Genomic DNA, 23,279 nt, shown 5'->3' with positions numbered 1-23,279 from the left:
CATGCTCCGTTTCTCCTTGAGATACGATGAAAAGCGGCCCAGAATGGTGCGCGGCGATCCAAATCGGGGCGTGCCGCGGGAGGCGGAAGACGTAAAAAGGTTTATTGATATGTATACAACTTGTTCCCTTCTGATGTCCTTGGCGAGGGTGTTCCGATGATCGGGGCCGAGGCTGGAGTGCGTTTCGTCCTGGATGGCGAGTTGGTCGATGCGGACGATGTCTCCGCCACGACCACCCTGCTCGACTATTTGCGCGAGCATCGTGGTTGCCATGGCGTCAAGGAAGGATGCGCCGAGGGGGATTGCGGTGCTTGCACCGTGGCCGTGGGAGAGTTGGAAGGCGATGCCGTGGCCTGGCGGTCGGTGAATGCCTGTTTGCGCTTCGTGCCGACCCTGGACGGCAAGGAGATCGTCACGGCCCAGGGCTTGGCGGATGAGGACGGCAGCCTGCATCCGGTGCAGCAGGCCATGGTGGATTGCCATGGCTCTCAGTGCGGCTTTTGCACCCCGGGCTTCGTGATGTCCCTGTTTGCCCACTACATTGAATCCGATGGCGGCAAGACCGATCGCGAGCAATTACTGACCGCCCTGTCGGGCAATCTTTGTCGCTGCACCGGCTATCGCCCCATCATCGATGCCGGGTTACGCATGGCGGACTATCCCGTGCCCGGATACTGGAGCGTCGGCAACGCCAAGCGCGATCCTGCCCGGGTATTGCGCCTCAAGACCCTGCAACGGGAAGCGGGGTTGGCCCTGCCCGGGTTCACCGCGCCGCGCAGCGTGGACGAGTTTGCCCGCCTCTATGCGGCCGCGCCGGAATCCCTGATCCTGGCTGGTGGCACCGATGTGGGGCTGTGGGTCACCAAGCAGTTGCGCGAATTGCCGCCGCTTTTGTATGTGGGCGAGGTTGCCGAGTTGAAGCAGGTCCGCGAGGACCATGGTTTTCTGGAAATCGGCGCCGCGGTGAATCTGGAGCGGGCCTTCGCCGCCATCAAGGGACACTATCCCCAACTGGAAGAGCTTTCCCGCCGTTTTGCTTCCCGCCCCATACGTAATTCCGGCACTCTGTGTGGCAACGTCGCCAATGGTTCCCCCATCGGCGACGCCATGCCCGCCTTGATCGCCCTGGGCGCGACGGTTTGTTTGCGCCGGGGCGATGTCCGTCGCGAACTGCCCCTGGAAAATTTCTACCTGGGGTATCAGCGCAAGGACATGGCGCCCGGCGAGTTCGTCGAGATGGTGCGTCTGCCCCTGCCGGATCCGGCCTTGCGTTTTGCCCTGTACAAAGTGTCCAAGCGTCAGGACCAGGATATTTCCGCCGTATGCGCCGGCATCGGTCTGGTCGTCGAGGCGGGGCGGGTCATCGCCGCCCGTCTGGCCTACGGCGGCATGGCAGCGGTCCCCAAGCGGGCGGCCCGGGCCGAACAGGCGCTGCTGGGCCAGGCCTGGGGGCTGCCCGCCATCGAGGCGGCCATCGCCGCCCTGGCCGAGGACTTCTCTCCCCTGACCGACATGCGCGCCACCGATACCTACCGCCGCACCGTGGCGGCCAACCTGCTGCGCCGTTTCTGGTTGGAGCAGGAGGGGAGTGGCCAATATCGTCTGGCAGCCCTGGCACCCGTGGAAGGAGTTACCCCGTGACGGCATCCCATTCCTTTTCGACCGCCAGTCCCGTTTCCGGTCAATCGATCAAGCATGAAAGCGCGACCCTGCACGTCACCGGGCAGGCCCGTTACGCCGACGACATCCCGCTGCCGGCCAATGCCCTGCATGCCGCCCTGGGCCAAAGCACCGTGGCCCATGGCCGCCTGCGCAAGCTGGACCTGGCGGCGGTGCGCGCCGCGCCGGGCGTGGTGGCCGTGTTGACGGCGGACGACGTACCGGGGGAAAACAATTACGGCGCGGTGCTCAAGGACGATCCCATCTTCGCCTGGGACGAAGTGCAATGCGTCGGCCAACCCTTGTTCGCCGTCCTGGCTACTTCCTTCGACACTGCGCGCCGGGCGGCGCGCCTGGCTGTCGTCGAGTATGAGGAACTTCCCGCCATCCTGAACATACGTCAGGCGCTGGCCGAGGACAGCCATGTCCTGCCCACGGTGCGCATGGCCCGGGGCGATGCCGAAGGCGCCCTGGCCCGCAGTCCCCACCGGCTTTCCGGCAGTTTCTCCATGGGCGGCCAGGAGCACTTCTACCTGGAGGGCAATGTGGCCCTGGCGCTGCCCCAGGACGACGGCACCCTGTTGATCCATAGCTCCACCCAGAACCCCACCGAGGTGCAGCATGTGGTGGCCCATGCCCTCGGGGTTGCCGCCCATGCCGTGACCATCCAGTGCCGGCGCATGGGTGGCGGTTTCGGCGGCAAGGAAAGCCAGCCCGCCCTGTTCGCCGCCATCGCCGCCATCGCCGCACGCAAGTTTGGTCGGGCCGTGAAGCTGCGCCTGGACCGGGATACCGACATGGTGGTGACGGGCAAGCGCCATGATTTCGAAGTGGATTACGAAGTCGGCTTCGATGACCATGGCCGCATCCTCGGCCTGGATCTGATGCTGGCTTCCCGTTGCGGCTATTCGGCCGACCTGTCGGCGCCGGTAAACGACCGGGCCATGTTCCATGTGGACAACTGCTATTACCTGGAAAACGTCCGCATCGTTTCCCACCGTTGCAAAACCCACACGGTGTCCAACACCGCGTTCCGTGGCTTCGGCGGGCCCCAGGGCATGCTGGCGATCGAGGCGGTGATCGACGCCATCGCCCGCCACCTGGGCAAGGATCCGCTGGAAGTCCGGCGTAGCAATTTCTACGGGGTGAATGAACGCAACACCACCCACTACCAGATGACGGTGGAAGACAACATCATCCCCGAGCTGGTGGATCAGTTGCTGCAAAGTAGCCAGTACCAAGCCCGGCGCCGTGCCATTGCCGAGGCCAATGCGGCCAGTCCGGTGATCAAGCGGGGCATCGCCCTGACGCCGGTCAAGTTTGGTATTTCCTTCACGGCCACCCACTTCAACCAGGCCGGTGCCCTGGTCCACGTCTATTCCGATGGCAGCGTGTTGCTCAACCACGGCGGCCTTGAAATGGGGCAGGGGCTGCACACCAAGGTGGCCCAGGTGGTGGCGGACGAATTCGGTCTGTCCCTGGAGGCGATCAAGGTCACCGCCACCGACACCGCCAAGGTGCCCAACACCTCGGCCACGGCGGCCTCTTCCGGCACCGACCTGAACGGCAAGGCGGCCCAGGCGGCTTGTCAGACCATACGCGGCCGCATGGTGGACTTTCTCGCCGCCAAGTATCAGGTGGCGAAGGAAACGATCCGTTTCGCCCAGGGCTTGGTGCATCTGGGCCAGGAGGCCATCACCTTCGCCGACGCGGCGCGGCAGACCTGGTTCGCCCGGGTGTCCCTGTCCTCGACGGGCTTTTACGCAACCCCCAAGATTCACTACGACCCCAAGACCATGTTGGGGCGTCCCTTCTTCTATTTCGCCTATGGCGCGGCCGTGGCGGAAGTGGCGGTGGATACCCTGACCGGCGAACACAAATTGCTACGGGTGGACATCCTGCACGACGTGGGGCGTTCCCTTAATCCGGCCATCGACATCGGTCAGGTGGAAGGGGGCTTTCTGCAAGGCGTGGGCTGGCTCACCAGTGAGGAACTGTGGTGGGATGGCAAGGGCCAATTGAAAACCCATGCCCCCTCCACCTACAAGATTCCTGCCGTCAGCGACTGGCCCGAGGTGGCCAGCATCCAATTGCTGGAACGGGCCGACAACCGGGAGGACACCATCTTCCGTTCCAAGGCCGTCGGCGAGCCGCCCTTGATGCTGGGCATGGCGGTGTTCCATGCGCTGCGGGACGCCGTGGCGGCGGCGGGCGGGGCCGGGGCGGCCACCCGCCTCATGGCGCCCGCCACCCCCGAGGCGGTGCTGCGGGCCCTGGGCGACTGGTCCTCGGCGGAAAGCACGCTATGAGCGACTGGCTGCCTCTACTTGCCGCCAAGCTCGCTGCCGGCATTCCGGTGGTGCGCATGGCCGTGGCCTCGGTGCGGGGTTCCGCGCCCCGGGAGCCGGGGGCGACCCTGCTCTACTGGGTGGATGAGGTGGGGCGCACCCGCAGCCACGGCACCATCGGCGGCGGCCACCTGGAGGCGCGCGCCCTGGAAATCGCCGACCATCTGCTGCGGGCGGGCGATCCCACGCGCCGGGTCGAGCGCTTCTCCCTGGGGGCTTCCCTCGGCCAATGTTGCGGTGGCGTGGTGGAACTGTATTGGGAACACTTCCTGCCCACCGCCCAGGCCCTTTGTCAGGACCTGGCGGCACAGCGGGACGGCCTGCGCTATTGCGCCATGGACGGTAGCGGCCGGGAATGGCTGCTCAGCGAGACGGCCGCCCGGGAGGCGGGTTTGCCGGGTCTCGCGGCGGCTGATCGGGCCGGTTTGGTGCAAGGGAATGGCCTGCGCTATTTCGTCGAGCGCCTGCGCGACGACGCCACGGAACTGTGGCTGTACGGCGCCGGGCATGTGGGCAAGGCCCTGGTGCAGGTGCTGGCCGATCTGCCCTTCCGCATCACCTGGGTGGATAGCCGTCCCGAGATGTTGACGGAGGCCCTGGCCCAATGGCCGGACCGCCATATTCGCGCCTTGGCCCCGGAATATCCCGACGAGGTTGTCGCCGAGGCCCCGGCCGGGGCATGGCACCTGGTCATGACCCATAGCCACGAGCTGGACCTGCGCTTGTGCGAGGCACTGCTCAAGATCGACAACTTCGGTTTTTTCGGTGTCATCGGTTCCGCCACCAAGGAGGCCCGCTTCCGTCATCGCCTGTTGCAAAAGGGATGCTCGCGGCAGGCGCTGGCGCGCATGGTGTGCCCCATCGGGGTGGCCGGCATTCGATCCAAGCTGCCCGCCGCCATCGCCGTGGGCGTGGCGGCCCAACTGCTGCAACAACGGGAGGTGGCGCTGCGGCAGAATCGTCCCGATCCTCTCTCCTCACTTCAGGGAGCCCTTGCCCCATGAGTCAAGATTCCGATCGCCCGAGCGGGGTGCGCATCGAGCCCCGGCTGCAATTGCTCGGCATTTCCAAGATCTATCCCGCCGTGGTGGCCAATGACCGGGTCGACCTCACCGTCATGCCCGGCGAAATCCACGCCGTGCTGGGGGAAAACGGCGCCGGCAAGAGCACCCTGATGAAAATCATCTACGGCGTCACCAAGCCCGACGCCGGGGAGATGATGTGGGAAGGCCGTCAGGTGCACATCGCCTCGCCCTCGGCGGCGCGCAAGCTGGGCATCGGCATGGTGTTCCAGCACTTTTCCCTGTTCGAAACCCTGACCGTGGCGGAGAACATCTCCCTGGCCCTGGACGAGCGGATTTCCCCCGCCGCCCTGGCGCCGCGCATTCGTCAGGTGTCGGAGGACTACGGCCTGCCGGTGGATCCGCAACGCCGCATACACAGCATGTCGGTGGGGGAACGGCAGCGGGTGGAGATCGTGCGCTGTCTGCTGCAAAACCCCCGGCTGCTGATCATGGACGAACCCACCTCGGTGCTGACGCCCCAGGCCGTGCTCAAACTGTTCGAATCCCTGCGCCGACTGGCGGCGGAAGGGTGCAGCATCCTCTACATCAGCCACAAGCTGGATGAGATCCAGGCCCTGTGCGACAAGGCCACCGTGCTGCGCGGCGGCAAAGTCACCGGCACGGCGGTGCCCCGGGAGGAGACGCCCCGTTCCCTGGCCGAGTTGATGATCGGCAAGGAGTTGCCCTCCTGTCGCCTCGATCCCCGCACACCGGGGGAGGTGGGGCTGGCCATTCGTCAGCTGTCCCTGCCCAGCGACGATCCCTTCGGCACCGCCTTGGAAAACATCAACCTGGAAGTGCGCGCCGGGGAAATCGTCGGCATCGCGGGGATTTCCGGCAACGGCCAGCAGGAATTGCTGAAAGCCATTTCCGGCGAAACCCTGCTGGCCGATGGCGCCGCCTTGTGTTTGTCCGGACAGGCGGTGGGCCAGCTGGACCCCGGTCAGCGCCGCGCCCTCGGCCTGGGCTTCGTGCCCGAGGAAAGGTTGGGGCGGGGTGCCGTGCCCGATCTTTCCCTGGCGGCTAACGCCCTGCTGACGGGCTATGTGGCCGGTCAGGGGCCGGACATGGTGCGCCATGGACTGGTGCAATCCGGTACCGTGGCCGCCTTCGCTCGACAGGTGATCGCCCGTTTCAACGTCAAGTGCGGCAGCGAGACTTCCGCCGCCGCCAGTCTGTCCGGCGGCAACTTGCAAAAGTACATCGTCGGCCGCGAGACCCTGCTTGCCCCCAAGGTGATGGTGGTGGCCCAGCCCACCTGGGGCGTGGACATCGGCGCTTCCATGCTGATCCGGCAGGCCATCATCGACCTGCGCAACCAGGGCGTGGCCATCCTGGTGGTGTCCGAAGAACTCGACGAGCTGTTCATGATGTGCGACCGCATCGCCGTGCTGGCGGATGGTCGGCTTTCCCAAACCGTGCCCCTGGCCAGCACCAGCGTGGATCAGATCGGTATCTGGATGAGCGGCCAGTTCGACGATCAGGTCATTCCCGCCCCACAAGGAGTCCCCGCCCATGCCCCGGCTTGAAGCCCGTCCCGAACCTTCCCGCGTCATGATGTTCGCCTCGCCGCTGATCGCGGCGGTGGCGATGCTGCTGACGGGCTCCGTGCTGTTCAGTTTTCTCGGCCAGGAGCCTTTCCATGCCTTCTACGTGTATTTCATCAAGCCCGCCAGTACCGCCTACGGCGTCGGGGAATTGCTGCTCAAGGCCACGCCCCTGACCCTGTGCGGTGTCGGCTTGGCCATGGGCTTTCGCGCCAGCGTCTGGAACATCGGCGCCGATGGCCAACTCACCATGGGGGCCATTGCGGGCGGTTGCGTGGCCCTGTATTTCCACGACGTGGAAGCGGGCTGGGTGCTGCCCCTGATGATCGTGGCCGGTGCCCTCGGGGGCATGGCCTGGGCGGCGATTCCCGCCCTGCTGCGCACCCGCTTCAATACCAGCGAAATCCTGGTCAGCCTGATGCTGGTCTATGTGGCCTATCTGTTCCTCAGCTATCTGGTGCATGGGCCCCTGCGGGACCCGGAGGGGTTCAATTTTCCCCAGTCGAAAATGTTCCAGGATGCCGCCATGCTGCCCCTGCTGGTGGAGGGCCTGCGCACCAATGGCGCATTTCTGCTGTCCTTGCTGGCGGTGGCGGGGGCCTGGTTCTTTTGCAGCCGGACCTTTGCCGGTTATCGCATGCAGGTGAGCGGCATGGCCCCGGCGGCAGCGGCCTACGCCGGGTTCAGCGAGAAGCGCAACGTCTGGCTGGCTTTCCTCATCAGCGGTGCCCTGGCCGGTATCGCCGGGGTGGGGGAGGTGGCCGGTCCCATCGGTCAACTGCAACCTTCCGTCTCCCCCGGCTACGGCTTCGCCGCCATCATCGTGGCCTATGTCGGTCGCCTCCATCCCCTCGGCGTGTTGTTGGCGGCCATGCTGATGTCCCTGCTCTATATCGGCGGCGAATCCGCCCAGATGGAACTGCAACTGCCCTCGGCCATCACCGGCCTGTTCCAGGGGCTGCTGCTGTTCTACCTGCTGGCGGCCGATCTGTTCATCCATTACCGATTCAAGCCACGGCGGCTCGCCGCCCAGACCTTGCCGGGGAGTGCGCAATGACTTTTGAACATCTGATTCCCTTTCTCGCCAGCACCGCCGGTGCCGCCACGCCCCTGATCCTGGCCGCCATCGGCGAGCTGGTGGTGGAACGCTCCGGGGTGCTCAACCTGGGGGTGGAAGGCATGATGCTGGTGGGGGCGGTGGTGGGCTTTGCCGTCACCCTCAACAGCGGCTTTGCCACCCTGGGCCTGTTGGCCGCCATGGGGGCCGCCATGGCGACGGCCTTGATCTTTGCCTTCCTGGTGCTGACCCTGCAAACCAACCAGGCCGCCACCGGTCTGGCCCTGACCCTGTTCGGCGTCGGCCTGTCGGCCTTCATCGGCCGGGGCTATGCCGGGCAGACGGTAGATCCCTTGCCCCACCTGAACTTTCCCCTGCTGTCGGACATTCCCTTCTTCGGTCCGCTGCTGTTCCGCTTCGACGTGCTGGTGTACGGCTCCTTGGTCCTGGTGCTGCTGGTGGGCTGGGTGTTGTCCCGCACCCGCCTCGGCCTGATCATCCGGGCCATCGGCGAATCCCCCGCCAGCGCCCACGCCATCGGCTATCCGGTGATTCGCCTGCGCTATGCCATGGTGCTGTTCGGCGGCGCCATGGCGGGCCTGGGCGGCGCCTATCTGTCCATCGCCCTGACCCCCATGTGGGTGGAAGGCATGACCGCCGGACGGGGCTGGATTGCCCTGGCCCTGGTGGTCTTCGCCACCTGGAAGCCCAAGGGGGTGATGTGGGGCGCCTATCTGTTCGGCGGCGTCACGGTGTTGCAATTCCACGGTCAAGGCTTCGGCCTCGCCATTCCTTCCGAGTTTCTTTCCATGCTGCCCTATCTGGCCACCATCGCGGTGCTGGTATTCATCTGTCGCGACCCGCAGACCATTCTGTTGAACAAGCCCATGTCCCTGGGCGTCAGTTTCAAGGCGGACCGTTGATGAGCAAAGCCATGCAACTGATTCGCGGCGACGTGTTGCACTTCCTCGCCGACCCGGGCGAGGATGCCGTGGAAGCGCGCGGCCACGGTTACGAGCACCATGCCGAGGGCGCCCTGCTGCTGGCCGATGGTCGCATCGTCGCCTGCGGCAGCTGGGATGCCGTATCGGCCCAGGCACCGGCCGATACGCCCTGCATCGACCACCGGGGGCGCATGATCCTGCCGGGCTTCGTGGACACCCACATCCACTACCCCCAAACCGATGTCATCGCCTCGCCGGGGCACGGTCTGTTGGACTGGCTGGAGCGCTACACCTTTCCCGCCGAGCGGCACTTCGCCGATCCCCAGTGGGGCAGCGAGGTGGCGGAGTTCTTTTGCGATGAGCTGTTGCGCAACGGCACCACCACCGGCCTGGTGTTCGGCACCGTGCATCCCGAGTCGGTGGACGCCTTTTTCACGGTGGCGGAAAAACGCCGCCTGCGCATGGTGGCGGGCAAGGTCTTGATGGACCGGCATTGCCCCGAGTTCCTGCGCGACACTGCCCAATCCGGCTACGACCAGAGCAAGGCCCTGATCCAGCGCTGGCAGGGCAGGGGCCGTCTGGGTTATGCCATCACGCCGCGCTTCGCCATCACCTCCAGCGAGGCCCAGATGGAGGCCGTGGCCGCCTTGGCCAGGGAATTCCCCGATCTGCCCGTGCATACCCACGTGGCGGAAAACCAGGCCGAAGTGGCCTGGGTGCGGGAGCTTTATCCCTGGAGCCGCAGCTATCTCGACGTCTATGACCACTACGGTCTGCTGCGGCCCGGCGCGGTGTACGCCCACTGCATCTACCTGGACGAGCATGATCGTCGTCGCATGGCGGAAAGCGGCGCCACCGCCGCCTTCAGTCCCACCTCCAATCTGTTCCTCGGCAGCGGTCTGTTCGATCTGCGTCAGGCCCTGGATGACGGCGTCGCCGTCGGCGTCGCCACGGACGTGGGGGGCGGCACCAGCTTCAGCATGTTGCGCACCCTGGCGGCGGCCTATCAGGTCGCCCATCTCAAGGGCCACGTGCTGTCGCCCCTGCGCGCCTTCTATCTGGCCACCCTGGCCGGGGCGCGGGCCCTGGGACTGGGGGCGCAGATCGGCAACTTCCAGCCCGGCAAGGAGGCCGACTTCATTGTCCTCGATCCCGCCGCCACGCCGCTGTTGGCGCGACGCATGGGCCGGGCCGAGACCCTGGAGGAAAAACTGTTCCTCTGGCTCACCCTGGGGGATGATCGGGCCATTTCCCATACCTATGTGCTGGGCCAGCCGGTCTGGCAGCGTTCCGTTTGAACATCGCATCATGAGCACAACATCCCTTTCCATCGACGCCCTCAACCGCCTTGACCAGGCCGCCTTCACCGACCATCTGGCGGCCATCTACGAACATTCGCCCTGGATCCCCCAGCGCGCCTGGTCCCACCGTCCCTTCGCCGACCGGGCCGCCCTGGCCGCCGCCATGGCGCAGGTGCTGGCACAAGCCAGCCGGGACGAGCAACTCGGCCTGATCCGTGCCCACCCGGAGTTGGCGGGCAAGGCGGCCCTGCGCGGCGATTTGACCGACGACTCGAAGCGCGAACAATCCGGTGCCGGGCTGGATCAATGCAGCCCGGAAGAATTCGCCGCCCTGCACCGGGCCAACCGGTCCTATGGCGAAAAGTTCGGCTTTCCCTTCATCATTGCGGTCAAGGGCTTGGGGCGGCGGGAGATCATCGCCGCCATGGAAAGCCGTTTGGCGCGGGACGCGGACACGGAGTTCGCCGAAGCCCTGGCGCAGATTCGTCGTATCGCCGATTTCCGCCTGGCGGACAAGGTGACGGAATGAGGTCCGCTCGGATGACGGCCTCGTGCAAACCCCTATGCAAGGAAAAACCATGGCAAAACTGAGTACCCATGTGCTGGACACCGCCGCCGGCGTACCCGCCGCCGGCATGGCTTTCAGCCTGGAGCGCATCGACGTGGCGGGGCCCACCCTGCTCAAGCGCGGCGTCACCAATGGAGATGGCCGCAACGACGGCCCCTTGCTGACGGCGGAGGAAATGCAGGTGGGGCGTTATGAGCTGCATTTCGACGTGGCGGCCTACTTCAAGGCCCGGGGCGTGCCCCAGAGCGAGCCGCCGTTTCTCGACGTGGTCACCCTGCGCTTCGCCATCGCCGACGTCAATGGCAGTTACCACGTGCCGCTGCTGGTCTCCCCCTGGAGCTACAGCACCTACCGGGGCAGTTGAACCGGACCCATGAATTAAACCCAATGACGAGCAAGGACGTGTCGTGGAAGCATATGTAATCGAATGGGCCAGCATGTTGCTGCGCTGGCTGCACCTGATCGTGGGCATCGCCTGGATCGGTTCCTCCTTTTATTTCGTCTGGCTGGACAACAGCCTGCGTCCCCCCGAGGACGAGGAACTCAAGCGCAAGGGGGTGGCCGGTGAACTCTGGGCCGTCCATGGCGGCGGTTTCTACAACCCGCAGAAATATCTGGTGGCCCCAGCCTTCCTGCCCAAGGAGCTGCACTGGTTCAAGTGGGAAGCCTATTCCACCTGGATCACCGGTTTTCTGTTGATCTCCACCCTGTACTATTTTCAGGCCGGGAGCTGGATGGTGGACCCGGCCAAGGCGGCCCTGACGCCGGCCATGGCGGTGGGTATCGGCCTGCTGACCCTGGGCGGCGGCTGGCTGGTGTACGACCAGCTTTGCCGCATCCTGATCGACCGCAGCCAGTTGCTGTTCGGCGTCATCTACTACGGTTTTGTGGTGCTGGTGGCCTGGGGCTTGAGCCATCTGATTTCGGGTCGGGCCGCCTATCTTCACGTCGGCGCCATGATCGCCACCACCATGTCGGCCAACGTGTTCTTCTGGATCATTCCCGGTCAGAAGAAAACCATCGCCCAGATGCAGCGGGGCGAACAGCCCGACCCCATCCACGGCAAGCGGGCCAAGCAGCGCAGCCTGCACAACAACTACCTGACCCTGCCCGTGCTGTTCTGCATGATCAGCAACCACTACGCCTTTACCTACGGCCATGCCCACGCCTGGGCAGTGCTGGCCCTGGTCCTGTTGGCGGCGGTGTTGATCCGCCACTTCTTCAACCTGCGGCACAAGGAGATCGTGCAATGGCGCTATCCCCTGGCCGGGGGTGCCATCCTGCTGGCGGTGGCGTTCTGGTTGGCGCCGGCGGCGGCCAAGGGCGAGGCGCCGCTGACGGCGGACGAGCAGGTCCAGGTAGCCCAGGTCATCGCCCAGCGCTGCGCCGTTTGCCATGCCGAACATCCCACCCTGATGCCAGCCGCACCGGCCGGGGTGTTGCTGGACAGCCCGGCGCGGATCGAAGTGAATAAAGCCCGTATTCTGGTCCAGGCCGTGCAGCTCAAGGCCATGCCCCTGGGCAACGTCACCGCTATGCGCGACGATGAGCGCGCGTTGCTGGCCCGCTGGGGCGCTGCCGCAAAACCCTGATAAAAATTTTTCCCTGATCCGAACGACCCTATGGAAAACACCCTGATTGCTCCTGCCGCCGATCTGCCCGAATGGGCCAAGCGCGCGGTGAACCTGGCCGATCCCCGGATCGGCGCCGAGGCCCTGGCTTGTTCCGACGATTTCTTCGCCGCCAAGGAACGCCTGCTGCAACCCCAGGCCGCCGTCTTCATCACCGGTAAATACGACGACAACGGCAAATGGATGGACGGCTGGGAAAGCCGTCGCAAGCGCGGCCCCGGTCATGACTGGTGCGTGGTCAAGCTCGGGCGTCCCGGCACGCTGGTGGGCTTTGACATCGATACCAGCTTCTTCACCGGCAACTATCCCCCCGCCGCCAGTATCGACGGCTGCCCCGAAGGCGCGGACCCAGCGCGGGATGAGAGCTGGCAGCCCCTGCTGGCGCCCACGGCTCTGGCGGGCAACAGCCATCACCTGCTGGCGGTGGACGATGCGCGCATCTTTTCCCATGTGCGCCTGAACATCTTCCCCGATGGCGGCGTGGCCCGCTTGCGGGTCTTCGGTCAACCGGCCGCCACCACCGTGAGCGCCGGTGCCGACGGCTTGGTGGATCTGGTGGCCCTGGTCCATGGCGGTCGCGCCATCGCCTGGAACGACGCCCACTTCGGCGTGTGCACCAATCTGCTGTTGCCCGGGCGTGGCATCAACATGGGCGAAGGCTGGGAAACCCGCCGCCGTCGCGAACCCGGCCACGACTGGTGCATCCTGGCCCTGGGCGTGCCCGGTCGGGTGCGTCGGGTGGAGGTGGACACGGCCCACTTCAAGGGCAACTTCCCTGACCGTTGTTCGATCCAGGGCGCCTGGCTACCCGGCGTGGCGGAAGCCTCCCTGGTGACCCAGTCCCAGTTCTGGGCGCCCCTGTTGCCGGAATCCAAACTCAGCGCCGACGCCATTCAACACTTCGATGCACTGACCGAACTGGGCCCCATCACCCACGTGCGCTTCAACCTGCACCCCGACGGTGGCGTGTCCCGTCTGCGCCTGTGGGGCGAGCCTGGGCAATGACGTCGCCCGAGCTGCCCCTGCTGCTGCCGCAAGCCCTTACGGCCGAGGCCTTCGCGCCCTATGGCGACGTGATCCAATGCGAAGGTGCCCGCCACTTTCCCATCAACGGCGGCACCACCGAACGCTTCCACGACCTGGCGCGGATCGCGCCGGGTGCGGATGGTCGGGCCATCGTCAGCATTTTTCGCGGACAAGCCCGCGACTTGCCGCTGACCCTGACCATGGTGGAACGCCATCCCCTGGGCAGCCAGGCCTTCATGCCCCTCGCTGGCCGCCCCTATCTGGTGGTGGTGGCGGACGCGGGCGAAGTGCCCGACCGGCCCGGAGCGCTCCATGCCTTCCTGGCCCGGGGCGACCAGGGCGTGAACTACGCGCCGGGGGTCTGGCACCATCCCTTGCTCGCCTTGCAAGAGGAGAGTGACTTCCTGGTGATCGACCGCCAGGGCGAAGGCAACAACTGCGACGAAGCAACCCTGGACGTTCCCGTCCGCCTGATCCTGCCCGACCATTCTTGACAGCGACTGCCGCCGCCACGGGCTGTGTTGAAGTACCGGCCCGGCGGCGATTATTTGAAGGAAGCACCATGCAAATCGATTTGAAGGAAATCAAGCAAGCCCTGGCCGAGGCCGACTGCCTGGCCACCCCTGCCCAGGTGGAGCAGGCCCTGGACACCATGGCCGCCGCCATTACCGCGCGTCTAAAAGACCGCAACCCCCTGATCTTCTGCGTCATGAACGGCGGACTGGTGGTGTCCGGTCGACTGCTGTGCAAGCTCGACTTCCCGGTGGAAGTGGCTTATCTGCACGCCACGCGCTATGGCCACCACCTCAATGGTTCATTGCTGGACTGGCGGGTACGCCCGACCCAGGACTTGAAGGGCCGCACCGTCCTCGTCCTGGACGACATTCTGGACGAGGGCAACACCCTGGCCGCCATCGTCGAACACTTGCAGGAGGAGGGCGCCGCCGAGGTGCTCACCGCCGTGCTGGTGCACAAGCTGCACGAACGCAAGGCCCATCCCGGCATGCGCGCCGACTTCACCGGCCTCGACATCGCCGATCGCTACCTGTTCGGCTGCGGCATGGACTACAAGGGATACTGGCGCAACGCGCCGGGGATCTACGCCCTCAAGGGACATTGATCGCCGCGAGACGGTCCTTCGTTCCCTGCTGCGCCGTCCTTGGCGCGATGGCAATCTCCCTCATCACGGCCCGGTTTTCCGGGCCGTTTTGCTTGGCACCAAATCAGTGTTTGTCATGACGCCCATGTGCGCTGGCGGTGCGTTTTACCGTCGCGAAAAATGGATCGTATCCAGTAACAAATGGCATCGTATACATTGTTGTGTCGTGAAGATCCGCTCCCGGCGCGGCATGGCGAGAGCTGCGGAAAAATTCCCACGGCTTTGGCACGGCTGTTGCTGAAAGGAAAAGTGAGTAGAAGCGGTTAGCGGTTCTCTTGAATCGCGGGACATTGCTCCGGCCGACGCCTGGCGTCGGTTCGATTGAAAACCTTCAATCGTGCGCCGTCATCGTGACGTCGCAAGGAGATCGCCATGAGCCAAAGTCCAGTAGTCGCCGGCCTTCCGTCATCACGGTCGATCCTCCATGGCGCGTCGGCGTCGCTCGCTCATTCCTCTCTTTTGTTTCTTTCGATCCGCCCCGGCACGTATCGCGGCGGACGCATCCCCTTTTCCCAACCCCGGAGAAATCACCATGAAACGTCCTCTACGTAGCAATGCCGTATCGCGCCTGCTCAGCGGCTTGGCCGCCGCCTTGGGCCTGACGCTCTGTTCCTGGTCCGCCCTGGCGGCGGACAAGCTGGTGCTGGGCACCAACTGGTTCGCCGAGGCTGAACACGGCGGTTTCTATCAGGCGCTCGCCGCCGGTATCTACAAGAAGTACGACTTGGACGTCACCATCAAGATGGGCGGCCCCCAGGTTAACGGCATGCAGTTGTTGGCCGCCGGCGCCATCGACCTCTGGATGGGTTACGACTTCCAGACCCTGAAGGCGGTGGAGCAGGGCGTTCCCGCGGTCACCATCGCCGCCTTTTTCCAGAAGGATCCCCAGGCCATCCTGGCCCATCCCGACGTGAAGGGTTTCGAGGACCTGAAGGGGCGCAGCATCTATCTGGCCAGCATGGCGGACACCACCTTCTGGCCCTGGCTCAAGTCCAAGTACGGCTTCAATGACGGCCAGAAGAAACCCTACGCCTTCAGCGTGGCACCCTTCCTGGCGGACAAGACCGTGGCCCAGCAGGGTTACATCACCTCCGAGCCCTACGCCATGGAACAGGGCGGGGTGAAGCCCACCTCCTTGCTGATGGCCGACTTTGGCTACCCTCCGTACTCCACCACCGTGGTGGTGCTGCAAAAGACCCTGGATGGCAAGAGCGACGCCCTGGCGCGTTTCGTCAAGGCCACGGCGGAAGGCTGGAACGCCTACTTCGCCGACCCCACCCTGGGTAACGCCGCGATCAAGAAGGACGATCCGAAGATGAGCGACGAGCAACTGGCCTTCAGCATTGCCCAGATGAAGAAGTTCGGCATCGTCACCGGTGGCGACGCGGCCAAGCTGGGCATCGGGGTCATGACCGACGCCCGCTGGAAGCAGAGCTACGACACCATGGTCAAGACCGGCTTGCTGCCCGCCTCGGTGGACTACAAGAAGGCCTACACCCTGAAGTTCGTCCAGGGCCTGCCCCTGCCTGCCGCCAAATAACGTCCCCAAGTGCCGCCCCGGCCGGGGCGGCATTCCAAGCAAAGGAGAACTCCATGGTTGACTACGTGGCACCCCGTCGCGCCCTGACCCCGGTGCTCGACATCGCGCCCTGGCGCGACGGCAGCGACAAGGCCGGCGTGGCCCAAGCCTTCGATCGCATTTGTCGCGAGATCGGTTTCTTCTACCTGGTCGGCCATGGCATACCGCCGGCACGCATGGCGCAGATGCTCCACCAGGCCAAGCGTTTCTTCGATCTGGACGAGGCGGTCAAGCGTCGCTACACCATCGGCGACCAGCGCCGCGGCTACGAGCCCTTCGGCCTGCAAAGCCTGGACTTCGACGCCCCGCCCGACATCAAGGAATCCCTGCTGGTGGGCATCGGCCAGGACGAAAGCCATCCCTACGTCCAGCGTGGGCTGGCCAACTACGGTCCCAACAAGATGCCGGAAGAAGCCCTGCTGCCGGGCTTCGCCGACTTCTGCCTGGCCTATCTGCACGACATGCTGGACCTGGGCAAGACCCTGATGGCGATTTTCGCCACGGTGGCCGACCTGCCCGAGGATTACTTCGATCCCATGCTGGTGGACCCCATGGTCACCCTGCGCCTGATCCACTATCCGCCCCAGCCCGGTCCCGTGGTGGACAACCAGATCGGCTGCGGCACCCACACCGACTGGGGGGCGGTGACCCTGCTGCTCCAGGATGATGCCGGCGGTCTCGAAGTGCAGGCCGCCAGCGGCGAATGGTTGTACGCCGAACCCTTGCCCGGCGCCTACGTGGTGAACGTGGGCGACATGATGCCGGTGTGGACCAACGGCGCCTACCACTCCAATCCCCACCGGGTGCGCAACCGCAACCCGAAGCGGGACCGCTATTCCGTGCCCTTTTTCATCGACCCAAACTATTTCGCCCGGGTGTCCTGCCTCGACGCCTTCCGCGTCCCCGGCCAGGAACCCCGTCTGGCACCGAGAACGGTGGGCGAACACATCGACCTGATGTACGCCACCTCCTACGGCAAGGCCGCCTGAAACCCCAAGGAAGATTCCCATGCTCGTCACCCAACAACCCGTATTGCGCAAGTTCTGGTACGCCTTGATGCCCATGCACCATCTGGATGCCGGCCCCCAACCCTTCACCCTGCTCGGCGAGGAGCTGGTGGTCTGGAAGCAGCCCGACGGCGCCCCCGCCGCCCTGCGCGACCGCTGCTGTCACCGCACCGCCAAGTTGTCCAAGGGCTTCGTCACCGAGGCCGGTCGCATCGCCTGCGGCTACCACGGCTGGGAATACGACTGCTCGGGCCGCTGCGTGCGCATCCCGCAAAACGAGGACGGCGCCATTCCGCCCGGCGCTGGGGTCGAGTCCTTCCGCTGCGTGGAAAAGTACGGCTATGTCTGGGTTGCCCTGGAAGAACCTCTGGCGCCCATTCCCGACTTTCCCGAGGACGGTGCCCCGGGCTATCGCCGCATCCTCCAGTTCTACGAGCACTGGCACACCAGCCCGCTGCGGGTGATGGAGAACTCCTTCGACAATTCCCACTTCAGCTTTGTGCACAAGGCCAACTTCGGCCTGTTCGACCAGCCCCAGCCAGCCAAGTACCGCATCGACGAAACCGACTACGGCTTCGAGGCGGAAACCCTGGTGCCGATCAACAATCCGCCGGAAAGCCACCGGGTCACCGGCACCACCGACCCCATCACCGACCGCCACCTGCTCAACCGCTGGTACATGCCCTTCAGTCGCCGCTTCGGCTGCACCTATCCGGCCAGTGGCCGGGCCCACATCATCTACAACTGCGCCACCCCCATCGACGACGAACGGCTGGTGCTGGCCCAGTGGCTCTACCGCAACGACAGCGAGGAGGAGTGTTCGACCCAGGAACTGATCGACTGGGACCGGGCCATCACCACCGAGGACAAGGAAATCCTCGAAGCCACCGACCCCGATGCCTGCATCGACGTCTCGCGGCGGGCCGAGTTCCACATGCCCTCGGACCGGCCCGGCCTGCTGATGCGGCGGCTGCTGATGAAGCTGCTGGAGGAACACGGCGAGAAAGAAGTGTTCCGTTCCTGACCGACCGAGCCGAAGGAGTCCGTCATGCTGATGAGCACGAAGGAAGTGAAAACCGCGTCCGTGGCAACCCCCGATGCCCGCACCGTGCTGTACGCCAATCGGGTGGAAAAGACCTACGGCAACGGCACCCATGCCCTGGACGAAGTCAGGCTGCGCATCCAGCAGGGGGAGTTCGTTTCCCTGCTGGGGCCGTCGGGCTGCGGCAAGAGCACCCTGCTGCGCATGTTCGCCGGCCTGGAACAGCCCTCCGGCGGCCATGTGCGCTGGTGGAACGAGGCCACCATGCCCGCCGCCACGGCGGGGCGCGGTTTTTCCATGGTGTTCCAGGAGGCCACCCTGATGCCCTGGGCCACGGTGGCGGCCAACGTGCGCCTGCCCCTGGACCTGGCCGGCGTCGCCAAGGCCGACAGCACGTCCCGGGTGGCGCGGGTGCTGGATCTGGTGGGCCTGGGCCGCTTTGCCAAGGCCTACCCCCGCGAGTTGTCCGGCGGCATGCAGATGCGCGCCGCCATCGCCCGTGCCCTGGTGACCGAGCCTAACCTGCTGCTGATGGACGAACCCTTCGGCGCCCTGGATGAATTCAGCCGCAACCGGCTCGATGGCGAACTGCGCAGCCTCTGGTGCCAGCGCGACCTGACGGCGGTGTTCGTCACCCACAGCATCTACGAGGCGGTGTTCCTGTCCACCCGCGTGGTGGTGATGGGGGCGCGGCCGGGGCGGGTCATCGCCGAGGTGGACATCGACGGTCCGGCGGAGCGGGACGAAGCCTTCCGCGTCTCCCCCCTGTTCATGGAAACCTGCCACCACCTGTCGGCCTTGCTGGCCCAGGCCAACGCCATGGGCGACGAAGGAGTGCCGACATGAAGCGCCAACCCCTGTTCCAGCATCCTTCGGCCTTGCGGCTGATGGCGCCGCTGCTGTTGGGCTTGGCCCTGCTCACGGCGTGGCAGGCGGCCTGCCTGTATTGGGAGGTGCCGGTCTACCTGGTGCCTGCGCCCACCGACATCGCCCACACCCTGTGGCTGGAGGCGGGCGGCCTGTTCCATGCCCTGCTGATGACCCTCAAGATCACCCTGCTGGCCTTTTTGCTGTCGGTGGTGCTGGGTGTGCTGTTCGCCTTCCTCATGGTCCAGAGCCGCATCCTGGAAGCCAGTCTGCTGCCCTATGCCATCCTGATGCAGGTGACGCCGGTGGTGGCCATCGCCCCGCTGATCATCCTCTGGGTCAAGGATCCCACCTGGGCCCTGGTGCTCTGCGCGGTGATGGTGGCGATCTTTCCCATCATCTCCAACACCGTGCTGGGCCTGCGCAGCGTGCCGGCGGGCCTGCGCAACCTGTTCGCCATCCAGCGCGCCAGCCGCTGGCAGACCCTGGTCCGGCTGCGCATCCCCGCCGCCTTGCCCTATTTCTTCGGCGGCCTGCGCATTTCCAGCGGCCTTTCCCTGATCGGCGCCGTGGTGGCCGAGTTCGTCGCCGGCACCGGCGGCAGCGGGGCAGGGCTGGCCTATCAAATCCTCCAGGCCGGCTTGCAACTCAACATCCCCCTGATGTTCGCCGCCCTGTTCCTGATCGCCCTGTTCGGGGTGTTGTTGTACCTGTGCATGATCCTGATCACCCGCTGGGCCCTCGGTGCCTGGCAAGACCCTGAAACCATCTGACCCATTGCCATGACCGATTTGCTGATCCGCAACGCCTCCGCCATCCTTACCGGCCTGCCCGGCGACCTGGCCCGCCATTCCGGCCCCGACATCCGCATCCGCCAGGGGCGCATTGAAGCCCTCGGCCACCTCAGTCCCGCGCTCGGCGAAGCCTGCCTCGACGCCAGCGACTGCGTGGTCTACCCGGCCTGGGTCAACACCCACCACCACCTGTTCCAATCCCTGTTGAAGGGCGATCCCCTGGGCATCAACGCCACCCTCACGCCCTGGCTCGGCGCCGTGCCCTATCGCTTCCGCGCCGCCTTCGACGAAGACCTGTTTCGTCTTGCCGCCCGCATCGGCCTGGTGGAATTGGCCCTGTCCGGCTGCGCCACGGTGGCCGACCACAACTACCTCTACGCGCCGGGCCTGGGCTACGACACCTCCGCCATCCTGTTCGACGAAGCCGAACAACTGGGCCTGCGTCTGGTGCTGTGCCGGGGCGGCCAGACCCGCACCCGCCAGCTGGAAGCGGACCTGCCCCAGGCCCTGCGGGCAGAGAGTTTCGACGACTACCTGGCCGACATCCAGCGCCTGGCGGCCACCTACCACGACCCCGCGGGTGACGCCCGCCGCCGCGTCGTGGTGGCGCCCACCACGCCTTTCTTTTCCATCCATCCCGAGGAACTGCGCACCTGCGCCGCCGAGGCCCGCCGCCTCGGCCTGCGCCTGCATTCCCACCTGTCCGAAACCGTCAGCTACCAGGAAACCGCCAAGCACCTGCACAACACCACCCCGGTGCGATTCTGTGCCGAGCACGATTGGGTCGGTGCCGACGTCTCCTTCGCCCACCTGGTAAAGCTGGACGCGGACGAGATTGCCCTGTTGGGCGGCACCGGCACGGGCATTGCCCATTGCCCCCAAAGCAACGGTCGCCTCGGCAGCGGCATCGCCCCGGTACGGGCCCTGGAAGCCGCCGGGGCCAAGGTGTCCATCGGCGTGGACGGCGCGGCCTCCAACGAAGCGGCGGACATGCTGGCGGAAACCCACGTGGCTTGGCTCATGCAGCGTGCCAAGGCCGGCGAGGTCACCTTGCCCGACTTTCGCGGCGGCCAGGGCGAGAACCACGCCGCCGCCGCAGCGACGGTGGAAGACGTGGTGCGCTGGGGCAGCGCCGGCGGCGCCGATATGTTCGGCCTCGATGGCCTGGGGCGGTTGGTGCCGGGCCAAGCGGCGGACATCGCCATCTACGCCCTCGACCAACCCCGCCACTTCGGCCTGCACGACCCCGCCATCGCCCCCGTCGCCTGCGGCGGCGCCCGACTCAAGGCCTTGCTAGTGGCTGGCGAAGTGAGAGTGAAGGACGGGGAAATCCCGGGGCTGGATCTGGCTGCCTTGGGTCAGGCGGCGAAGGAGGCGGTGGCGACTTTGAAGGCGCGGGCGGCTGGAGGGTGACGAGCAGCGAAACAAGTGTTGTCAAAAGTAAGAGATCTGTCGCGGGTACGGGCTATTTAGAATGGAATCCATTCAGTGCTTTGCACCACTTGATCGTCAACAGTGATATGGCACTGTACGAACTTGGGAGCATATGGATCGTCGTCGTCAGGCAGAGATAGTTCTGACCATGGTATCGAGAGCTGAATGGGGATGAGGTCAGGGCTGCGCTCAACTATCGTGCTATCGCCTACCGCAACTAGTCCATACGGGTCAGAATACTTGTCTGTATGGCTTTTTAGGTACTTCTTTTTCTCCGATGCAAAGAGGCACAAGATTCCCCCACGCCGATTAGTCATGAACGCGAAGTCAGCACGACCAACGATGCTTACCGTTGCTTTCCCGGTGTTGTCCTTGACGCGAGCCACTGCAATGGTGTGAAGGAAAGCTGAGGGCGCTGGCGGTGACGTAGGTGCCTTGCCAGGATTGCTGAAATCAAAACCCACCGATGCTTCCGGTGGCCCCCATGGGATCTCTTTCAGCTTGGCATCTTCAACTTTCATCGATCCTGCTCCAGCGTTAGTTGTGTTGCTCCCATCCGCAGTGCTAACCGTAGTGTCTGTGCCAGAAGCGATCTCAGTGAAAAGTTTTTTCGCCTCCCGGTCGATGACATCGGGTGCACAAGTCATCACATCCCCACCTGTTGCGTAGACGCAAGCGGCCTGAGCCAAGCGCTGACGAAGCTTTCCAGTTTGCAAAGTAACACCGCCGACCTTGATCATGGCCGAATCCTCTCCTAGCTTGATCTGAGTGGAACCGGATTTCACCGAGATATATGGCTTTATCTCAACTGGTCGCTGTCCCGTAATCGTAGGGAGCGCCTCCTTCTTAAACCACTTCAGCAAACTTGCTTGTGAGCCATCGCTCCACAGTGCAACGTAGAGTGTCATCAAATATAAAATTTTCTTTTTCATTGATCCCTCTTGCAAAAGTTTAGTTTGGCTTGCTGTGCTCGCCACTGAGTTGAGGTGCCTGTATGGTTTTATTGTGCAGTCTCTTATGGGGCAATGGGGTGGGCGGCATTGGGCATGAGTTTTTGAATGAAATTATCGATGGCTTGCTGTTGTTGAGCGTAGCTTTCCATCATGGCTTGACGGTAGGCGGACTCATTAAGAGGAAGTTCAAGTTCGCTACGTAGCTCAGTCAAAATTGGGATGATCATGACACCTAGTTCTTTAGTGCGCGACAAGCACTCGCGCATAAATTCGAGGTGTTTTGGTTGAAGCGAAGCAGCTAATTCACCACGATGTTCTAGGCCTTCTTTGATTCTCTTTTGTTCGAAATCGAAATTATCTTGGAGTACCTTCCACCGGCGTTGGTCAGCGATTCCCTCAATATTGTGCTGTTTGATCAGCTCAAGAATACGGTCGCGCTCTTTTTCAAATTGTGCGACTTGATCGTCGATTAGGGTGAGCGCATTTTTTTCGCGAAGTAGCTCGTACCGTCTCGCAAATAACTCCATATACATCACCCCAAGGCGACTGGTAAGTTGTGCTAGCGGTAGGATTGTTTCGGTTCGTGCAATTACATGAACCTTGGAGATGGCTGAGGCCTTTTCAACATATGGCTGCGTAACTTGGTCGTTGGGTATGTCGAAATTCGCAAATCGGCCAATGCAATTCATTCCGGCAGCTACAGCCTCGGCAGCAGAAAGAAAAACATCTTTCCGTAGTGCCATTTCTCGATCCTTGGTCTTCCATTTTCTCTCATGCTTAAACTGTGCGCGGAGGCGCTTATCGCTGGCTCGATTAGTAAGTGCTACGCCGAAAATTGAGAAGAATGAGCCAACCACAACCCCCCAAAAAGAAGCAGGGATTGCATCAAGAAATTGGATGATCGTATTCAACATGATGGTGCCGCCCAACGTTAAATGAACGTCCTTAAAGACGGAAAACTTTCCGTCAACGTGATGGGTGAGAAAACTTTTCGAAGCAGGTTTCCATAAGAATCCAATGGATTCCTTGCTTTTAGAGGTACCTAAAAGCAGTAGAAAAAAACTCTTTGGTGAAGCGAATTGCTTGGGATTAGATCATCGGCTTATCCCAATGGCAATCGGCTTGATGTCTAGTGGGAATTCGAGGCGAGCCTTGCCTGGTGTTCGGCTGTCTGCGAAGGAGGCAAGTGCTGGATATGGCCGCAGGGAGTGCGGCAAGATCTGTGGGGATGAGATAGGCGGCAGCAGGCCGCCTATTGTTGGATTTTTATTCACCCCATGCAGGCATAGGGCAGGCGCG

21 protein-coding genes are annotated in these 23,279 nt (G+C 64.1%); 19 read left to right on the top strand and 2 right to left on the bottom strand.

Annotated elements, in window-relative coordinates; translation table 11 throughout:
• Positions 1-177: 177 nt before the first annotated feature.
• The 19 genes from xdhA to ACYQ2U_RS09820 all read left to right on the top strand — a co-directional run bounded on the left by xdhA (position 178) and on the right by ACYQ2U_RS09820 (position 21,006).
• A complete protein-coding gene (xdhA, locus tag ACYQ2U_RS09910) occupies positions 178-1,641 on the top strand; it encodes a xanthine dehydrogenase small subunit (protein ID WP_459950202.1) in 1,464 nt (487 codons plus the stop codon).
• On the top strand, positions 1,638-3,968 hold the full coding sequence (gene xdhB / locus ACYQ2U_RS09905) for a xanthine dehydrogenase molybdopterin binding subunit (protein WP_459950201.1): 2,331 nt from the start codon (positions 1,638-1,640) through the stop codon (positions 3,966-3,968). The genes xdhA and xdhB overlap by 4 nt, the downstream gene beginning before the upstream one ends.
• Entirely contained in the window at positions 3,965-5,011 is a 1,047-nt protein-coding gene (gene xdhC, locus ACYQ2U_RS09900) for a xanthine dehydrogenase accessory protein XdhC (protein ID WP_459950200.1), read from the top strand. The genes xdhB and xdhC overlap by 4 nt, the downstream gene beginning before the upstream one ends.
• Positions 5,008-6,600 carry an ABC transporter ATP-binding protein gene (locus tag ACYQ2U_RS09895; RefSeq protein ID WP_459950199.1) on the top strand — a complete coding sequence of 531 codons (1,593 nt, stop codon included), beginning with the start codon at positions 5,008-5,010 and terminating at the stop codon, positions 6,598-6,600. The genes xdhC and ACYQ2U_RS09895 overlap by 4 nt, the downstream gene beginning before the upstream one ends.
• The gene (locus ACYQ2U_RS09890; protein ID WP_459950198.1) at positions 6,587-7,675 is read left to right on the top strand and encodes an ABC transporter permease; all 1,089 of its coding nucleotides are present in this window, start codon (positions 6,587-6,589) and stop codon (positions 7,673-7,675) included. The genes ACYQ2U_RS09895 and ACYQ2U_RS09890 overlap by 14 nt, the downstream gene beginning before the upstream one ends.
• Positions 7,672-8,598, top strand: coding sequence for an ABC transporter permease (locus ACYQ2U_RS09885; RefSeq protein WP_459950197.1), 927 nt, complete (start codon positions 7,672-7,674; stop codon positions 8,596-8,598). The genes ACYQ2U_RS09890 and ACYQ2U_RS09885 overlap by 4 nt, the downstream gene beginning before the upstream one ends.
• A complete protein-coding gene (gene guaD / locus ACYQ2U_RS09880; RefSeq protein ID WP_459950196.1) occupies positions 8,598-9,917 on the top strand; it encodes a guanine deaminase in 1,320 nt (439 codons plus the stop codon). The genes ACYQ2U_RS09885 and guaD overlap by 1 nt, the downstream gene beginning before the upstream one ends.
• 10 nt (positions 9,918-9,927) lie before the next feature.
• Positions 9,928-10,449: a 2-oxo-4-hydroxy-4-carboxy-5-ureidoimidazoline decarboxylase gene (gene uraD / locus ACYQ2U_RS09875; protein WP_459950195.1), complete on the top strand. Its 522-nt coding sequence runs from the start codon at positions 9,928-9,930 to the stop codon at positions 10,447-10,449.
• A 49-nt stretch (positions 10,450-10,498) separates the two neighbouring features.
• The gene (uraH, locus tag ACYQ2U_RS09870; protein WP_459950194.1) at positions 10,499-10,852 is read left to right on the top strand and encodes a hydroxyisourate hydrolase; all 354 of its coding nucleotides are present in this window, start codon (positions 10,499-10,501) and stop codon (positions 10,850-10,852) included.
• 43 nt (positions 10,853-10,895) lie between these two features.
• Entirely contained in the window at positions 10,896-12,080 is a 1,185-nt protein-coding gene (locus ACYQ2U_RS09865) for a urate hydroxylase PuuD (RefSeq protein ID WP_459950193.1), read from the top strand.
• 30 nt (positions 12,081-12,110) lie between these two features.
• Complete coding sequence (gene alc / locus ACYQ2U_RS09860; RefSeq protein WP_459950192.1) at positions 12,111-13,124, top strand: allantoicase; 1,014 nt, start codon at positions 12,111-12,113, stop codon at positions 13,122-13,124.
• Positions 13,121-13,639 (top strand): ureidoglycolate lyase, encoded by a 519-nt coding sequence (locus ACYQ2U_RS09855; RefSeq protein ID WP_459950191.1) that lies wholly within the window; start codon positions 13,121-13,123, stop codon positions 13,637-13,639. The genes alc and ACYQ2U_RS09855 overlap by 4 nt, the downstream gene beginning before the upstream one ends.
• A gap of 68 nt (positions 13,640-13,707) precedes the next feature.
• A complete protein-coding gene (locus tag ACYQ2U_RS09850) occupies positions 13,708-14,265 on the top strand; it encodes a hypoxanthine-guanine phosphoribosyltransferase (RefSeq protein WP_459950190.1) in 558 nt (185 codons plus the stop codon).
• A 571-nt stretch (positions 14,266-14,836) separates the two neighbouring features.
• On the top strand, positions 14,837-15,844 hold the full coding sequence (locus ACYQ2U_RS09845; protein WP_459950189.1) for an ABC transporter substrate-binding protein: 1,008 nt from the start codon (positions 14,837-14,839) through the stop codon (positions 15,842-15,844).
• 53 nt (positions 15,845-15,897) lie between these two features.
• Entirely contained in the window at positions 15,898-16,872 is a 975-nt protein-coding gene (locus ACYQ2U_RS09840; protein WP_459950188.1) for an isopenicillin N synthase family dioxygenase, read from the top strand.
• 19 nt (positions 16,873-16,891) lie between these two features.
• The gene (locus tag ACYQ2U_RS09835) at positions 16,892-17,914 is read left to right on the top strand and encodes a Rieske 2Fe-2S domain-containing protein (RefSeq protein ID WP_459950187.1); all 1,023 of its coding nucleotides are present in this window, start codon (positions 16,892-16,894) and stop codon (positions 17,912-17,914) included.
• A 24-nt stretch (positions 17,915-17,938) separates the two neighbouring features.
• Positions 17,939-18,778 (top strand): ABC transporter ATP-binding protein, encoded by an 840-nt coding sequence (locus ACYQ2U_RS09830; protein ID WP_459950186.1) that lies wholly within the window; start codon positions 17,939-17,941, stop codon positions 18,776-18,778.
• Positions 18,775-19,572, top strand: a complete 798-nt coding sequence (locus ACYQ2U_RS09825) for an ABC transporter permease (RefSeq protein ID WP_459950185.1) — start codon at positions 18,775-18,777, stop codon at positions 19,570-19,572. The genes ACYQ2U_RS09830 and ACYQ2U_RS09825 overlap by 4 nt, the downstream gene beginning before the upstream one ends.
• A 9-nt stretch (positions 19,573-19,581) precedes the next feature.
• On the top strand, positions 19,582-21,006 hold the full coding sequence (locus ACYQ2U_RS09820) for an amidohydrolase family protein (protein ID WP_459950184.1): 1,425 nt from the start codon (positions 19,582-19,584) through the stop codon (positions 21,004-21,006).
• A gap of 56 nt (positions 21,007-21,062) precedes the next feature.
• Here ACYQ2U_RS09820 and ACYQ2U_RS09815 read toward each other — a convergent pair whose 3' ends face one another.
• Positions 21,063-21,959 carry a hypothetical protein gene (locus ACYQ2U_RS09815; RefSeq protein ID WP_459950183.1) on the bottom strand — a complete coding sequence of 299 codons (897 nt, stop codon included), beginning with the start codon at positions 21,957-21,959 and terminating at the stop codon, positions 21,063-21,065.
• 83 nt (positions 21,960-22,042) lie between these two features.
• The gene (locus ACYQ2U_RS09810) at positions 22,043-22,894 is read right to left on the bottom strand and encodes a hypothetical protein (protein WP_459950182.1); all 852 of its coding nucleotides are present in this window, start codon (positions 22,892-22,894) and stop codon (positions 22,043-22,045) included.
• Between the last annotated feature and the right edge of the window lie 385 nt (positions 22,895-23,279).

It is taken from the genome of Denitratisoma sp. agr-D3 (assembly GCF_054658675.1).
The sequence above is the reverse complement of the archived record's forward strand: the minus strand, read 5'-3'. Positions and strand labels throughout refer to the sequence as shown.